This window comes from Bacillota bacterium (assembly GCA_040754675.1).
Taxonomy (GTDB): Bacteria; Bacillota; Limnochordia; order Limnochordales; family Geochordaceae; genus Geochorda.
This window is the reverse complement of the sequence record JBFMCJ010000036.1, coordinates 1-15959: the sequence shown is the minus strand read 5'-3', so window position 1 is coordinate 15959 and position 15959 is coordinate 1. Positions and strand designations below refer to the sequence as shown.

General features: G+C 70.3%; 12 protein-coding genes. 9 read left to right on the top strand and 3 right to left on the bottom strand.

Going from position 1 to position 15959, the window contains the following annotated elements:
- Window positions 1–2043, bottom strand: a 2043-nt coding sequence (locus tag AB1609_03820) for a phosphodiester glycosidase family protein (GenBank protein ID MEW6045595.1), incomplete at its 3' end; no start/stop codon positions are given.
- A gap of 215 nt (window positions 2044–2258) precedes the next feature.
- Here AB1609_03820 and AB1609_03815 point away from each other — a divergent pair.
- The gene (locus tag AB1609_03815; protein MEW6045594.1) at window positions 2259–3071 is read left to right on the top strand and encodes an HAD-IIA family hydrolase; all 813 of its coding nucleotides are present in this window, start codon (window positions 2259–2261) and stop codon (window positions 3069–3071) included.
- Window positions 3072–3078: 7 nt separating this feature from the next.
- On the top strand, window positions 3079–4035 hold the full coding sequence (locus tag AB1609_03810) for an ADP-ribosylglycohydrolase family protein (protein ID MEW6045593.1): 957 nt from the start codon (window positions 3079–3081) through the stop codon (window positions 4033–4035).
- Here the strand turns inward: AB1609_03810 and AB1609_03805 are convergent.
- Window positions 4032–4889, bottom strand: a complete 858-nt coding sequence (locus AB1609_03805) for an extracellular solute-binding protein (GenBank protein ID MEW6045592.1) — start codon at window positions 4887–4889, stop codon at window positions 4032–4034. The genes AB1609_03810 and AB1609_03805 overlap by 4 nt on opposite strands.
- Window positions 4890–4971: 82 nt before the next feature.
- Between AB1609_03805 and AB1609_03800 the strand changes: the two genes are divergently transcribed.
- Complete coding sequence (locus AB1609_03800; GenBank protein ID MEW6045591.1) at window positions 4972–6141, top strand: class I SAM-dependent rRNA methyltransferase; 1170 nt, start codon at window positions 4972–4974, stop codon at window positions 6139–6141.
- Window positions 6142–6259: 118 nt separating this feature from the next.
- Window positions 6260–7642: a hypothetical protein gene (locus AB1609_03795; GenBank protein MEW6045590.1), complete on the top strand. Its 1383-nt coding sequence runs from the start codon at window positions 6260–6262 to the stop codon at window positions 7640–7642.
- A gap of 38 nt (window positions 7643–7680) precedes the next feature.
- Here AB1609_03795 and AB1609_03790 read toward each other — a convergent pair whose 3' ends face one another.
- Window positions 7681–8841 carry a glycosyltransferase gene (locus AB1609_03790; protein ID MEW6045589.1) on the bottom strand — a complete coding sequence of 387 codons (1161 nt, stop codon included), beginning with the start codon at window positions 8839–8841 and terminating at the stop codon, window positions 7681–7683.
- A 254-nt stretch (window positions 8842–9095) separates the two neighbouring features.
- Here AB1609_03790 and AB1609_03785 point away from each other — a divergent pair, with 254 nt between their 5' ends.
- From AB1609_03785 to AB1609_03765, 5 genes are all read left to right on the top strand, one after another.
- On the top strand, window positions 9096–10928 hold the full coding sequence (locus AB1609_03785; GenBank protein ID MEW6045588.1) for a 2-oxoacid:acceptor oxidoreductase subunit alpha: 1833 nt from the start codon (window positions 9096–9098) through the stop codon (window positions 10926–10928).
- On the top strand, window positions 10925–11836 hold the full coding sequence (locus AB1609_03780) for a 2-oxoacid:ferredoxin oxidoreductase subunit beta (protein ID MEW6045587.1): 912 nt from the start codon (window positions 10925–10927) through the stop codon (window positions 11834–11836). The genes AB1609_03785 and AB1609_03780 overlap by 4 nt, the downstream gene beginning before the upstream one ends.
- A 354-nt stretch (window positions 11837–12190) precedes the next feature.
- Window positions 12191–12754: a MarR family transcriptional regulator gene (locus tag AB1609_03775; protein ID MEW6045586.1), complete on the top strand. Its 564-nt coding sequence runs from the start codon at window positions 12191–12193 to the stop codon at window positions 12752–12754.
- An 86-nt stretch (window positions 12755–12840) separates the two neighbouring features.
- Entirely contained in the window at window positions 12841–15657 is a 2817-nt protein-coding gene (locus AB1609_03770; GenBank protein MEW6045585.1) for a GAF domain-containing protein, read from the top strand.
- 9 nt (window positions 15658–15666) lie between these two features.
- Window positions 15667–15959, top strand: a 293-nt coding sequence (locus tag AB1609_03765; protein ID MEW6045584.1) for a hypothetical protein, incomplete at its 3' end; no start/stop codon positions are given.

Sequence of the window (15959 nt, the reverse complement as noted above, 5' to 3'; positions counted from 1 at the left end):
GTCGTTTGCAAGCGGCTGGCCGGTTGCCCCGGGTAGGTGCTCGGGCGCCGCCGGCGTGATCGCCGGTGGCCTGACGGGGCCCCCGGTCGGGGTTTGCTCGGCCCATTCGATGGGCACCTCGGCCCTGAGCTGCAAATACCGGGCCTCCAGAACGGGTGGGTCGGCCGACCGGAAGGGCCGGGCAGTGAGTTGCCCGTCACGCACCCATCCTTCGGCGCCGCCGCGCAGCCAGAAGGTCACGTCATCCGGGTCGATGGGGGCCCTCCGCCCGTCGGCGTCCACCAGCCACGCGTGAAGCTGCACCGGTTGGCCGGACGTGAGGCGTATCAGGCTCGGCGTGACCTCCAGGGCCACCGGGCGCCCGATCACTTCGACCGGCAGCGCGGCCGCGGCGACCTGAATCTGGGGCAGGGCCCGGGCAAGTTCAACCACCGGGTCGCCGTTCGCGGCGTCCCGGAACAGGCTCTCCGATGAAGACCACGCCGGGGCCCCGTTTGCCTGCAGGGCAATGACGCGCCCCTTGCCGCTGCGCAGGCCCACAAAGGCGCCGGGCTCGGGGAAGAAACCAAGGTCCGGCGGATCGACCGTCCACAACAAAGACGCCGGCTCCACGGGCGGAAAGCTGGTGATGCGTGCAGGCGTCCCGGCGGCTGCGACCAGTCCTCCGGCCCCAAGGTGGTACCCATCCAGGGCCGGCCCGGTCTGCCCGGCGGCAGGCTTCAGCACGAAAGCCCCCGGGCCGGTGGACGGGCCCGGTTCGAAGAAGACCCCGAGCCCCACGGGTACCGCACGCTCCTGGCCACCCGACGGCTGGTTGACGACGCTGAGCTTCCCGGGACCGGTCAGAGCGGCCAGGGTGGCCGAACCGCCCCCGTCCAGGTTGACGGCGTCCGTGGCTCCCAGCCGCTGGAGCCACATGACCAGCTCCACCACGTCGGCACCCCGGCTCGTGGCACGCCGCCCGTCCACGGTGACCAGGATAAGCCGCCGCCCGTCTCTGCCCACACCGGCGGCGCTGCGGGGATGGCGGGTAAAGGGTTCCCCGGGCTGCCGGGCGTCGACCACGGGGCGCCCCGCCGACAGCAGCAGGGAGCCGCCCGAAATCGCCGCCCAGACCGGTTTTCCGGCGGCCCACGCCGGAAGGGACGCCGCTTCGTCGGGCGTTACCGCCGTCTCCCAGGCGCAGACGACTCCCGGGGAGAGGCGGCCTGCGAGTGCGTCGGCGCCCTCCCTCCACCCGAGGAGCACCATCTCGCCAGGCCCGGGCCCGGTTGCCGGAACGCCCCGCCCCATCCGGGTGACGGTCCACCTTCCCGGCTCCCCGGGGACCTGCGCCAGGCGGGCAAACGCCACCTGGTCCGGACTCCAGCGCGCGAGGGGGAGCGGGGCGCTTCCCCAGCGTTCGTCAAACGCACCGACCTGCCCGGGTGTCAGCGAGGGCTCGTTGAAGGCAGCCACCTGAAGGGTTGCCGGGCGCGGCGGTTGGCCGGCCTGTTGTGGAGCCCTCCCGGTTGAAGGCTCCATCACCGTCAGCACGGCGTTCAACCGGAAGCGCGCGATGTAGGCGCGAAGGCCCTCCGGAGTGCGCGTCACGGCCACGGAGGGCCGGCCGCCCGGGTACGGGCTCTTCCACGGTTTCCCGCTCTTGACCACAATTCCCGCCGGGGCCCCCGAGGTGCCCAAATGAAAGAAGTCCCCGTTGATGGCGCCGACCGCCCCGGCCTGAGCGGCAAGCTGACTGATCGGCTGCCGCTCCGTCAGCGTGGGCCCGGTCAGCACGTCAACGCCCACTCCCGGGGTGTCGAGGTCGACCACCAGGGCGAAGAGGTCCACCCATCCCTGTCCGTCCAGCCTTCGCACCGCGAACAGGCTGACACCGGGGGCGACGGGCGCCCGCCAGACCTGCTCGTCAATGGCCCCCTCCGGTGACAGGGCCGGCGAGACCCCCGGAGGAGGGGGCTCCTGGGCGGCCGCCACGATCGGGCCGGCGAGAACGGCCAGGGCCGCCAGCGCTGCCATCCCTGCAGCCGCGGCAGCGCGCATCCGTCCCGGCGCGTTGCACCGGCCCACCAGGGGGAGGAAAGATGGCGGGAGAACCACTGAACGGTACATGTCCCGGAGCCGTTCGGCACTATTCCTGCAGATTCCTCTACGAGCCGACAGATCCTGAGATGGAAGCCGCCTCCTCGCGAGCCTGCCGCCAAGAGGGTAAGCGGGCGGGCGACAAGAAACTGGGAGGCGGCCTGCCGTAGAGGGAGATGGTGGTTCTGCCAGCCTGGATCGTGGATCTTGACGGCGTGGTTTACCGGGGCTCCGAGGTGCTGCCGGGTGCGGTCGAGTTCTTCGAACGCGCCCAAAGCCGCGGGGATCCGGTCGTCGTCGTCTCCAACAATTCGGCCCCCACTGTGGAGGAGTACGTTGCGCGCCTGGGCCGGATGGGCATCCGCATCGGCCCGCGTCAGGTCGTCTCGTCGGCCCTGGCCGCGGCGCAGTTCCTGGCCCGCAGGCGCCTTCGCGGGCCGGTCATGGCCATCGGGGAGGCGGGCCTGCTTCAGGCGCTGGGGGAAGCGGGGCTTGAGGTGGTGGCCCCCGACGGGGCTCCTGCCTCGCCGAAGGTCGAGGCCGTGGTGGTCGGCATCGACCGCCGCTTCACCTACGACAGGCTTACCGCGGCGTGCCAGGCCATCCGCGCCGGGGCGCTGTTCGTGGGCACCAACCCGGACGTGACGGTGCCCGCCGAGGGCGGCCGCTTGCGCCCGGGCTGCGGGTCGCTCCTTGCCGCCGTGAGCACCTGCTCGGGCGTGCAGCCCGTGGTCGTGGGCAAGCCGCACCCGCCCATCATGGAGCTGGCCATGGAGCGGCTGGGCGTTGGCGCCGCCGGCGCCCGGCACGAGGTGATCGTGGTGGGAGATCGCCTGGACACGGACATCCGGGCTGCCAAGGCGCTGGGCCTCAAAGGGGCGCTGGTGTTGACGGGCGTGACCTCGCGGACCGACGCGGGCGGCGGCGTCCGGCCGGACTGGATCTTCGACGACCTGCAGCACCTCACCGACGCACTGATGGGGGGATAGGCGCGTCGTGGGTCATCTGTCGGACATCGCCCTGTCGGACCGCATCCGGGGAGGGCTTCTCGGCCTTGCCTGCGGGGACGCGCTCGGGGCGGCCGTGGAGTTCATGACCCGGGACGCCATCCGGCGGCGCTACGGCCGCGTTACCGAGATGGTGGGCGGCGGCCCGTTCGGCGTGGAGCCCGGCGAGGGCACGGACGACACCGACATGGCGCTGGCCGTGGCGGAGGGGCTTGTCGAAGGGGCGCCCGACGCCAGGGAAGCCGTGGGGCGCCGGCTGGTGGCGTGGTTCGAGCGCGGCCCGAAGGACGTGGGGAGCGCCACGCGGGTTGCGTTGAGCAACTACCTGGCCTGCCGGGACTGGGACGCCACCGTGGCCCGGACCCGGGTGCGCCTGCGCGACATGGCCGCCGGCAACGGGAGCCTGGTTCGCACCCTCCCCGTCTCCTTCGCGTTCTTGCGCGACCCGCAGCGCATGCGGCGGGAGTCCAGGCGGCTCTCCGAGATGACTCACCCTCACGAGCTTCCGACCATCGCCTGCGTCTACTACAATGAACTCGCCCGAGAGCTGGCGCTGGGCGCCGCCAGGGAACGGGCAGCCGAGAGCGCCCGCCGCGCCGTCGAAAGCGAGCAACTGCTGGTCTCGTACAGCACCCGAACGGTCTTCCTGCGCCACATCGACAAGGTGCCGGCGCTGTCGTACTCGGAGGTGCGGGCGTCGGGCTTCGTGCTGGACGCGCTGGTGGCGGCGCTGTGGGTTTTCCTTCGGGCGGACGGCTTTGAAGACGCCGTGATGGACGCCGTGGGGCTGGGAGACGACGCCGACTCCATCGGAGCGCTGGTCGGGGGCCTGGCCGGCACCTACTGGGGGGCTTCCGCCATCCCGGAGCGCTGGCTAGCCGTATTGAAGGCCCGCGGACGGATCGAGGCGGTCGCGCAGCGGCTGGTCGAACTTGCGTCCCGCTAGAAACCGCCCAAGGGGCCTGGCCCGGACACACCGGGGACAAGGGGCGCCGGAGGCTCCGGCGGGCGGACAGGCGGCGGGAGCTCTTCGAGCACGAAGCGCAGGAGTTCCCACGCAGCATCGGGCGTGCGGGTCTGGCTTGAAATCACCAGGGCGCCGTCCGAGAAGGGGTGGGGCAGGGCCCACAGCTTCCCGTCGACGTAAAACGGGTCGAGCCTCCCCGTGAAGACCGCGTCCTTGAGGCTCCGGGGCGCCTGCTGCCACAGCCCGGTCAGATCCAGGAGGGCGCCTTGCCGGGCGTAGAGGGAGAGGCGGGAGGTGGAGAGGGCAAAGACGTCAGGGGCATCCCGGGCCGCAATGAGGACGATGAGCTTTTGCTCGTAGGCCATGTACGGCGTGACGTCCAGCCTTGCCCGGACCTCCGGGTGAGCGGCGTTGAAGCGGTCGACCGCCCTCTGCAGGGCGTCGGCCTGCTCCGGAGACGCCCACGTCATCAACCTCACGGTGGGAACGGGCGCCGTGGCCGGCCGGCTTGTGAGAAAGGCCAACGTCAGTGCGAGCAGAACCGCTGCCAGCGCGGCCGCCAGTACCACCGGCCGCTTCCACCACGGCACCGCAGACGCCGCGCCCGCCCGGGGCCGCTCGCCTTCGGGAAGGGTTACCGCCACGGCAAGCTGGCGGCAGCCGGGCCGGGCGCAGCCGCCGTTCTCCTTCCAGCACCGGGAGTGGTGAGGGGTTCGGCAGCGCGGGCAGACCACGGCCATGTCGCCCACCTCCAGGGCGCGGCCGCAGCGCGCGCACGCCCTGCCGGCAACGCGGTCCTCGGCGGTCACGAGGGTCTCGGTCTCAGTCCGCACCGCTCCACCAGCTGGCCCCTTCCTCGCGGAAAGGGTACCATACTGAACCGCCCACTTCAAAACCGGGGAGTGGCGTGCACAAATGGCTGACGTCGTGCTGGCCCATGGCCGGGAAGGCCGGACGGCGCGAGGGCACCTGTGGGTGTACGACACCCAGATCGACCGCGTCGAGGGGGAAGCCCAACCGGGCGACATTGTCGACGTGGTGACCGCGTCCGGGCGGCTCATCGGCCGGGGCTACTACAACCCCCATTCCCGCATCCGCGTGCGCCTCCTGACGCTGGAGGACGAGCCCGTCGACCGGGAGTTCTTTGCCCGCAGGCTGGACGAGGCCCTGGCGCTACGGCGCCGCTTTTACCCGCTGGCCCAAGGGGTCCGGCTGGTCTACTCGGAGGGCGACCGGCTGCCGGGGCTCATCGTGGACCGGTTCGCCGACGTGGCGGTGGTGCAGTTCCTCACGCTGGGGATGGACGTGCGGCGTAAGATGTGGCTGGAGCTTCTCATCGAGCGCCTCGAGCCCCGCGCCATCGTCGAGCGCAGCGACGTCCCGAGCCGGCAGCTCGAAGGGCTGGAGCCCCGGAGGCAGGTGCTGTTCGGATCGGTTCTGGGGCCGGTCACGTTTGAAGAGAACGGGCTACTGTTCCAGGCCGAGGTGCTGGAGGGCCAGAAGACGGGCTTCTTCCTCGACCAGCGGGAGAACCGCCAGGCCCTCAAGCCGCTCGTCGTCGGGGCGCGAGTGTTGGACGCGTTTTGCTATACCGGGAGCTTCGCGCTGTTCGCCCGGGCATTCGGCGCATCCCGCGTCGTGGCCATCGAGCAGAGCCATATCGCGCTGGAGCTTGCGCGCCGCCAGGCCGTTGCCAACCGCCTGGACGGCATCGAGTGGGTGGAAGCCAACGCTTTCGACGAGCTACACAGGCTTGATCAGCAGCACGAGCGCTTTGACGTGATTATCCTGGATCCGCCGGCGTTCGCCCGGACGCGGCGGAGCCTGGATGCGGCGCTGAGGGGGTATAAGGAGATCAACCTGCGGGCATGGAAAATGCTGGAGCCCGGCGGCTTTCTGGTGACCTGCTCGTGCTCGCAGCACGTGGCGCCGGACCAGTTCTTCGGGGTGGTGGCCGACGCCGCCGACGACGCCAGGCGACAGTGGCGCCTGATCGAGAGCCGCACCCAGGCGTACGACCATCCCATCGTGCCGTCGGTTCCCGAGACGCTTTACCTCAAGTGCCTGGTGGCGCAGGCGCTTTAGCGGCGGGCAGCGGGCGGGCCCAAAGGATTTGTCCCGTTCCGACCGAAGCACCGAGGGCCGGGAGGACCGAGCGGCAGCGTACAGGGCCCGTGTGGGGTGGGCCTTGGAGGGAAAGAGTTTGGCTTCTGGGTACCGAGAGCTTCTCTCGAAGCTCGAGGAGATGGCGGCGTATGACGGGTTCCTCGCCACCCTCGTCGATATACGCGACAGCATGGTCTTCTACGACCGCGACCTGATGCTGGCCGGTTACACCGGTGCCATCGAAGGGCTCATCATCTCCGCCCTGGCAGCCGCCTGCCTGGAGGGGGACGGCGCCGCCGAAGAGGCGTTCACCGTGGTTCGCAAGGTGGTGGATGAGTTCCCCCACCGGCTCACCGGTGACCCGTCGGCTCCGGTGGACGTCCAGGCGGTGGTCGATGCGTTCCTGCGGGTCGGCGGGTGGATGCTGCGGGAGCGGGTCTCTGCGTACATTCTCGCCTTTTCCCGGTACATACACGGCGACTACGACCTCGAGGCATTCGTGGACGGCCTCGTCGCGGCCGCCCACGCTCTGGCGGAGCGGGATCCCGGCGGCGCCCTCGACCGGGTCGGGGAGGTGGGGGCGCTGATGCTGCGCGGGCAGATGCTGCGGGCGCGGTGGCTGGACGTGGCGACGGGGCGACTGCAGCTGTGGCTCGCGGGGCTCCGGCACATGGTCGGGCAGCTTGCCTCCACGTACCCCGGCTTTCCGTGGGGGCCCATCGACGAGGAGCGCCGGCGCCGGCCCAGCAGCGTGGTGGTGGACATGGAGGCGTTTCGCAAGCGCCGGTTGATGGCGCGGGACGCCTGGCAGCTACCGGCTCAGGGGCCGACGGCCGATCCCGTGGACGCCCTCATCGAGCGGGTATTCAGCGGACCCGCTGCGCTCGACCGCGAGACGCAGGCCGCGCTGGAGCGTTCGGCCGAGCAGGTCGTGCCGCTGCTCTCGGCCATGGTCAGTGCACGGCACCTGCTGGAGGGCCCCGGCGCCGAACCGGCGGCAGTGGTGGCGGCGATACGGGCCCTGGCCCTGCTGCGGCGCCACGAGGTGGCAACCCGGCTGGTGGAACTCGCCACCGACCCCGCGGCACCCAGGGAGGTGGCACAGGAGGCCCGCGAGGCCCTGGAACGGCTCGGGGGCCTGGCCGTGGACGGGGTCAGCGAGTACCTGCGCCAGAACACGGCCCCGCAGGGAGGGGCTGCGCTGGCCGGGCTCCTGGTGCGCATGCCGCGCAGCGAAAAGACCTTCCGTGCACTCATCGAGCTCTTCCAGCGCCTGCGCTGGGAGGACGACGGCAAACTGGCCGTGGCGGTTGCGCTGGCCGAATACGGGGACGGGCGCGCCATGGCCGTCCTGCAGCAGGCGCTGCGTGACCCCCAGCTGCCCGCCGGGAGGGTGCGGCGGGAGATCGAGGGGGCGGTGCGCCGCCTCAGCAGGCAGAAGCGCTCGCCCAGGCGGCCGAGGGTGGCCAACAAGGGGTAGACGAGAACACCACGTGCGGCATGCCCGGGCCCCGTTCCTCACCGGCAGGCGGGAGACAGCCCCCCGTAGAGGTCCAGGAGCCTCGCCGTGGTCGTGCGAATGTCGAACCGGGCGGCCCGGGCAAGGGCGTGGCCGGCCATGGTGCGGCGGAGAACCGGGTCCGACAGTATGCGCGCCGCCGCCTGCGCGAGGGCCGCGCCGTCCGGTTCGGTCAGCAGACCCTCTCGGCCGTCCTGCACCACGTCGGGGATACCGCCGGCGGCTGGCGCCACCACGGGCAGGCCTGCCGCCATGGCCTCCACCGCCACCAGCCCCTGCGTCTCGGTCGTCGAGGCCGTAAGGAAGAGGTCGGCTCCGGCCAGGTACCGGGGAACCGCCTCCGGTGCAGCGGGACCGACGAGGTGAAGCTGCCCCGCAAACGGCGGGTGGAGCGCCGCCTGCCTGAGTTGCGGCAGGAACGGCCCGCTCCCGACCACCACCGCGTGGCACTGCGGCAACCGGGTGAGTAAGTGGTGCAGGGCCTGAACCAGCGCCACCATGTTCTTCTCGCGCGTGAGCCTCCCGACGTGGATCAGGACCGGAGCCTCAGAGGGAATGGAAAGCTGCCGGCGCAGCCAGGCCGGGTCGGCATGGGCAAAGGATTCTAGCTGAAGGCCCGTGGGAACCACCGAGACCGGGGCGGTTGGCCCGTAAAGCGACGGAAGCATCCGGGCGATGGCCGGTGTCGGGGCGACGACAGCCGACGCGGCCCGGCAGAACGCTCCCACTCGGCGGCGCACCGCCGGGATCACCATCCAGGCGGGCAGTATGCCGTAGTGCGCGTACTCGTGGTAGAGCGTGTGGTGAGTGAAGATGAGGGGAGCCCCCAGGCGGCGGGCCGCCCACAGGGCCAGATCCCCCGTGAGGAACGGGCTGTGGGCGTGCACCACCGAGACGGGTTCGGAGAGAAGCGGGCCAAGCGCGCGGCGCCAGGGGATGGGCAGGCGGAAGACGGGCTGGCCAGGTGCCGGCAGCGACGGGAGCCGAAGCACGTAGGCTCCCGTGCCATCCGGGCCGGACCTGCCGTGGCCCGGGTAGGCGGGGGCCACGATGAGCACCCGGTGGCCGCGGCGCGCGAGTTCCGCGGCGGTGAGCCGGATCGACTGCACGACGCCGGAGACGTAGGGCGTGTAGCTGTCCGAGAAGAAGGCGATGGTCATAACTACCCTTTCAGCGGCTGGTCGTTCAGTTTTGGGATGGGCTGTGCTAATATATCGTAAGGGTCCGGCGTTGCACAGGATAAGCTGCGCAAAGCCCGCCCTGGCGCCACTCTTACCCGGCGGGCGCGCGGACAGGGGCGCCGGCGGGAGCCAGTCGGATCCCCAGGATACTGCGCGCGGGGGGGCGCCATGGTTATGAAATTCACCCCGGAGGCAACGGCTCCCTCGTTTGCCCCGGAGGGGAGGCGTCGAGTATGGCGGAGGGCGTGAAAGCGCTCACCATCGCTCGGCGCCAGGGGATGACGATCCGGGTCGCCGGCGAGTCGGGTGAGGGTGTCATAACGGCCGGGGAGATGCTCAGCTGGGCGCTGGCGCGATCCGGCCTGTGGGTTACGACCTTCCGCACTTATCCCGCCGAAATCCGCGGCGGGCCGTGTATGTTCCAGGTGCGCTTCGATCGCCGGCCGGTGGATACCCCTTATGGGCCGGCGGACGTTCTCATCGCGTTCAACGACGAGGGGGTCACGCTCCACCAGGACGCGCTGCGGCCGGGGGGCGTGATTTTGTATGACCGACACGAGGACGGGAGCGAGCCGCAAGGCCTCCGGCGGGACGTGACGGCCAGGGCGGTGCCCTTCGGCCAGGTGGCCTCGGAGAGGCTCCAGAACCGGCTGGCCAAGAACATGGTGGCGCTCGGGGCCACGTATGCGGCGATGGACCTGCCGCTGGACTCGGCGAAAGAGTTCGTCAGCCGCCGCTTCGCCTCCAAGGGCGAGAGCGTGGTGGCCGTCAACGTTAAGGCGCTCGACCTGGGCTACCAGTTTGCCAGGGAGCAGCTCGAGGGCCTTGGCAGGCTCGCCGAGCTTTCCGAGGCGGAAGACGGCGCCCTGGTTGCCAACGGCAGCAGGCAGGAGCGCATGGTGATCTCCGGCAACCAGGCCCTCAGCATCGGGGCCATCGCAGGCGGTTGCCGCTACTACGCGGGTTACCCCATCACGCCGGCCAGCGACATCCTGGAGTTCATGGCCGCCCATCTTCCGCAGTTCGGCGGCGTGGTGGTACAGACGGAGGACGAGATGGCGGCGCTGGCCTCGGCGCTGGGCGCCTCGTTCGGCGGGGTGCCCGCCATGACGGCCACCTCCGGCCCCGGGCTTTCCCTCATGGTGGAACTCATCGGCCTTGGCGTCATGAGCGAACTGCCGGTGGTCGTCGTGGACGTGCAGCGGGCGGGCCCCAGCACGGGAATGCCCACCAAGACGGAGCAGGGCGACCTGAACCTGGCCATCTACGGGGGGCACGGCGAGTCCCCGCGGGTGGTCATGGCGCCGGTGAGCGTGCGAGACTGCATCGACATCGGGCGGCGGGCCTTCGAGGTGGCCGAACGCTATCAGACCCCCGTCATCGTGCTGAGCGAACTGGTGCTGGCGCAGCGAACGGAGAGCCTGCCCGTACCGAAAGGCCGCGACCTGGCGGTCATGCCGCTCTCCGCTGACGCGGGCCGGTCGGGCGGGACGCCCAACGGCGTGTCCAATGGCGCTTACCGGCGGTACGTGGACGCCGAGGAAGGGGTCTCGCTTCGGGCCTTTCCGGGCGACCCCGACAGCCTGCACGTGATCACGGGCCTCGAACACGACGAATACGGGCATCCGAGCTACGACCCGGAGATGCACCGGCGCATGTCCGAAAAGCGCCTGCGCAAGCTCCAGCACCTGGCCCGCTCGGTAGAGGAGCGCCCGGAGGGCTGGGTGGAGCGGTTCGGCTCGCCGGACGCCCGCATCGGGCTCATCGGCTGGGGATCCACCTTCGGTACCGCCAGGGAAGCGGCACGGTTCGCCGAGTCGGTGGGCGTCAAGGTGCGAGGCCTGTGGGTGAAGCTCCTGTCGCCGCTGCCCGTCAAGCTCATTGCTGAGTTCGTCGGGGGGCTTGACGTGGTCATCGTGCCGGAGCTGAACCTCAGCGGGCAGTTCGCCCGCTACCTCGAGGCCAGCGGAGTACAGGCCTCCCTGGTGGGACTGAACAAGCAGGAGGGGCTCCCCTTCACGCCCGACGAGATCCTGGCCCGCATTATGGAGGTGGCCCAGGCATGAGCGTGGTGCGCACCCAGGCGCTGCCGAGGCTTCCCGACGACGTGAAGATGTCCCCGGCGGACTACAAGGGAATCCGGCCCATATGGTGCCCGGGGTGCGGCGATTACGGGATCCTGAATGCCGTGATCCAGGTGCTGGCGCGCAATCAGGTGGACCCGTCGCGCCTGGCCGTTGTCTCGGGTATCGGGTGCTCGGGGCGGTTCCCGGCGTTCGTCAAGAGCTACGGCTTCCACGGCGTGCACGGCCGGGTGCTGCCGGTCGCCACCGGGCTGAAGCTGGCGAGGCCTGACCTGACCGTGCTGGCGGTTGGCGGCGACGGCGACGGGCTTGCCATCGGCATGGGCCACCTGCCGCACGCCATCCGGCGCAACGTGGACATCACGTACCTGCTCTTCGACAACCACATCTACGGGCTGACCAAAGGGCAGCCCTCACCGACGACCGAGGTGGGGCACAAGACCCATGCCTCGCCGTTCGGGGTTTCGGAGTACCCCATCAACCCGCTGGCGATGGCGCTGGTGTCGGGGGCCACGTTTGTGGCGCGGGGCTTCTCGAGCCACACGAAGCACCTGGCGGACATCATCGAGGCGGCGATGGAGCACCGGGGCTTCAGCTTCGTCCAGATCATGACGCCTTGCGTTACCTTCTACGACAACTACAAGGTCTGGAAGGCAACGGCGTGGGAGATCGGGCCGGATCACGACCCATCCGACTTCCAGGCGGCGTTGCGGCTCGCCACCGAGGCAGAGGGCCTGCCCATCGGGATCGTCTACCGGACGGAGCGGCCCACGTACCTTGACCGGCTGGCGGCCGGGCTGAAGGATAGCGAGCGGCTGCAGGCCCGGCGGCGCTACGATCCCGAGCAGGACGCGGCACTCCTCGACAGCATCCTGCAGCGCTACCGTTAAGGCGGCGGCCGGAGGACAGAAAAACAGGCGGCGGCACCGCCCCTGGTTCGGGCGTACCGCCGCCTGCTCATTTCGGGGAACTGCAGCGGCTCGCGCCGCCGCCGGCCCTTCAGTGCGTGACGACCCGCAGGAAAAGCCCCAGAACGCTCAGCGCCGCCAAGACCGCGAGAAGATAGGCAAGCTGCCGCCTGGATATGCCTGGCCCGGATGGTTGCTGCTTCACCATGGTCCCTCCCACACCCGCGTATTATAACGGGGGCCGGCTCGGACGGCATGCCCGGCGTTGCCTTGACATTCGGGCGGGCCAGGTGTTAGCCTTTAACCAGGTTAAGATACGAGGTGTGCAAGGGCGCCATGTTACCCGTGACCCTGGCGTCGAACCGGTACGCGTACATCGAGATGCTCTCTGACTTCTTCGTCGAGATGATGGTCGACGTGGTGACCACCCGTACGCTGTCCGATGCCGGTTCGTACATCACGGTTTCGCAGCTGGAATGTCTCAAGTACCTGCAGCGCCACGGCGCGTGCTCTGCCGCCGAACTGGCGGAAGGCCTTCACATGAGCCCGCCGGCGGTCACCAAGCTGGTGGACCGGCTGGTGCGGAAGGGGCTGGTGCGGCGCCGGGACCGCCCGGAGGACCGCCGATCCGTGGAGATCTCGCTCACCGAGGCCGGCCGCCGCACCGCGGAGGAACTGCGCCGGCGGCGCAGCCGGGTCCTCGAAATGATTCTCAACCGTATGGGCCCCGACGACCGGGAGGAACTGGAGCGTTCGCTCCGCGCGTTCGTGGCGGCGGGCCTCAGCGATCCCCAGGTGGTCGAGGCGCTGTGCCTGCGCTGTGGTGATGAGAGCACCCCCGATTGCCCGCTCATTGACGCCTACCGGACGCTGACCGGGTCATCCCTTCAGTGCCGCTGAAGGGGTGCGCCCGGACCCGCAGGATCTTGCCCACGGCTCGCGGAATGCGCAGTTAAGCCTGCCGGTGCCGACAGGAAGGAGTGCTCGTGGGGGCCAGGCATCCGTTGGCCGGGCGCACGCCGCGCCGCAGACCGCCGTTCGCCAGGGAGCTCTTGCAGGGCCTCGAGCGCTTCACGCGGTTCAGCCGGGAAGCTGCGGCGGCGCCCGACGAGGTGGCCGTCTTCCGGCTGGCGGTGCGGGCTGCCATGGACGTCTTCCGTGCCGGCCACGCCGCGATCCTGGGTATCGACGGCCGCGCGGGTCGCTTCCGGGTGGCGGCGGCCGTGGGGCTTGACCCGCTGACGGTGGAGCGCTTCAGCCTGGGTCTCGACGAGGGGCTGGCAGGGCGCGCGCTGCAGCTTCGAAGGCCGGTCGAGAGCGCGGTGAAGAGCGACCCGCGCTTCGTGACCTTCGACTGGCAGACTGACCGCTTTGAGCGGGCGCTGTGTGTTCCGATGTTCCTGCGAGATCGGCAGCCCGTGGGCGTTTTGAGCCTTGGCGGGCGGTTCCCGTTCGGGACGGTCCAGCAGCAGCTTGCCCTGACCCTGGCCAATCTGACGGCTGCTGCGGTGGAAAACACCCGCCTTCTGTCCGACAGCCGCCGCACCCTCTCCCGACTTGAGGCGGTGCTGGAAGCCGCCCGGTCCATCCAGTCGATGGTGGGCCTGGACGAGACGCTGCGGTGCATCGTCGAGGACGCGGTGCGGGTGGTATCGGGTGCCGAGTGCGGGGTGTTGATGCTACTGGAACAAAACGATAAGCTCGCCGTCAAAGCCCAGGTAGGTTATCCCGACGCCGAACTCGACTCCCTGCGGCTTGGCCCTGGCGAGGGGTACGCCGGGCAAGTGCTGCAGCGCCGGCGCCCCATGATCTTCCGGCGCCTTCAGGGCTCACGCCTCGCCGAGCCCCTTTCGAGGCAGCTTCCTGCCAACAGCCAGGCGCTGGCCGTGAAGAGCGCGGTGGGCGCGCCCGTCCTTCTCGGAAACCGCATTCTTGGGGTGCTGGCGGTCGAGAGCCGGACAAGCGAGGATGCCTTCAGCGAGGCGGACATGGAGGTGCTCATGGGGCTTGCGTCCCACGCGGCGATCGCCGTGGAACGGGCCCGCCTCGTCGAGCAGCGGCGGGAGCTTTACCTTTCCGGCGTCCGGACGCTGGTGGCGGCCATCGACGCGCGGGACCCCTCCGCCCGCGGGCACAGTGACCGGGTGGCGTTCTACAGCCGCCGCGTTGCCGAAGCCATGGGCATGAGCCCGAGCTGGGTGGAACGTGTGGAGCTGGCAGCGCTGCTCCACGACGTGGGCAAGATCGGCGTGACCGACCTCGTGCTGCGCAAGACAGGGCCGCTGGAACCGGCGGAGCGCGCCGTCATGATGGCCCACGTGGAGCTCGGCGCCCAGATCCTGTCGGCGAACCGCGCCCTCAAAGACCTCGTTCCGCTCGTGCGCCACCACCACGAGTGGTACTCGGGCGGCGGCTATCCCGACGGCCTCAAGGGGGATGCCATCCCGTTGGGTGCAGCCATCATCTCGGTGGCCGACGCGTTCGACACCATGACCACGGGAAGGCCGTACCGGGCCGCCTCCACGCTGGAAGACTCGCTGGCCGAACTGGAACGGTGCGCGGGAACCCAGTTCCACCCCGAAGTGGTGAGGGCCCTGGTCCGGGCCCTCAAGGAAGACGAGGCGAAGGGGGCCGCGTACGTCTTCCAGCTTCGTGCCTGGCAGTGGGAGGCCGGCGAGGCCGCCCAGGCCGCCGAGACCCCGCAAACCGAGACGCTTGGTGAGCGGCTGCCTGAAGCCCCCTCCCTGCGGGGCGCTCACGTGGTGTCGCCGCCGCAAGAGCAGGCCGGGCGCATCACCCCGGTTCAGACGAAGCAGCTTTCGGCCCTTTATCGCCTGGCGCAGGCCATGCGAGACGTGCTCGACCTGCCGCAGCTTTTGCAGCACGTCATCCGCATCATCCAGTCGGAGCTGGGCTTCCAGGACTGCTGCGTCTTCCTGGTGGATGCCGAGACGGATGAACTCTCGATGGCTGCGGCAGCGGGCGCCTTCTCCGGGCTGGAGGGGCTGCGGCTCAAGAAGGATCAGGGCGTGAGCGGGTGGGTGGCCACCCACGGGTTGCCCGTGCTGGTACCCGACGTGAGCCAGGAGCCCCGCTACTACCCGGGCCCGCCCTCGACCCGGAGCGAGGTGGTGGTGCCGATGATAGCGGGAGCGCGGGTGATCGGCACGCTGACCGTCGACTCCACACGCCTCAACGCGTTCAGCGTGGAGGAGGTGCAGCTTCTCACCACCGTCGCGCAGCAGGCGGCGGTGGCGGTGGAGGTGGCGCAGCTCCACGAGCAGGCGCGGCGGGCTGCCATGCGGGACGGGCTCACGGACCTGTTCAACCACCGCCATTTCTACGAGCGCCTGGAAGAGGAGCTGGAGCGGGCCGGGCGCTACGGGCACGGGCTCGTGGTGGCGCTGGGCGACGTGGATCGCCTCAAGGACGTCAACGACAACCTGGGCCACCTTGCGGGGGATGCGGTGCTGGTGGAACTGGCGAGGGCGCTTCGCGCCAACTCCCGGCGCTACGACGTGCTGGCGCGCTACGGGGGCGACGAGTTCGCCATCATCATGCCGCAGACGGACCGGCAGGGGGCGCTGGTGGCCATCGAGCGGATCGACAGGGCTGTGGCGAAGGCGTCGTTCAACTGGTACGGGGTGAACCTGGAGCTGCCCCGCATCAGCTGGGGGCTGGCTTCCTTCCCCGAGGACGGGAGGCGGTCGTCGGAACTGGTGGCGGCTGCCGACCAGCGGATGTACCTGGCGAAGCGCGAGCGTGCGTACCTGGGCGAAAGCGATGGGGACGGGGGCAGCTGAAGAGCCGGGATGGCCGGGCCGGGGCAGCGAACTCGGGCCGCGTCGTTGCAGGTAGAAGGGCCGGCCGTCACCTTCAGGCTGGTAAACGCCGGCGGCGAGCGCCTGACGGTGGCCGAAGCGGGCCGAACCCGGCGCAAAAGGCCGGCGATCCTCATCCTGCCGGGCCTCTATCAGGCGCCGGCCGGGTCGATGGGATGGCTTTTCCAGCTGGCGCGGGGCGGTGCCGTGGCCGCATCGTTCGCCGACCCCGTGAGGATGGATGGCGAGAAAAGTGGGGCCCGGGCGGCGGAGGGTTTTGCAGG

Coding starts and splice junctions, on each gene's coding strand:
- AB1609_03775 (MEW6045586.1), top strand. CDS start 12,191: ATGTTACCCGTGACCCTGGCGTCGAACCGGTACGCGTACATCGAGATG.
- AB1609_03790 (MEW6045589.1), bottom strand. CDS start 8,841: ATGACCATCGCCTTCTTCTCGGACAGCTACACGCCCTACGTCTCCGGC.
- AB1609_03780 (MEW6045587.1), top strand. CDS start 10,925: ATGAGCGTGGTGCGCACCCAGGCGCTGCCGAGGCTTCCCGACGACGTG.
- AB1609_03800 (MEW6045591.1), top strand. CDS start 4,972: ATGGCTGACGTCGTGCTGGCCCATGGCCGGGAAGGCCGGACGGCGCGA.
- AB1609_03785 (MEW6045588.1), top strand. CDS start 9,096: ATGGCGGAGGGCGTGAAAGCGCTCACCATCGCTCGGCGCCAGGGGATG.
- AB1609_03815 (MEW6045594.1), top strand. CDS start 2,259: ATGGTGGTTCTGCCAGCCTGGATCGTGGATCTTGACGGCGTGGTTTAC.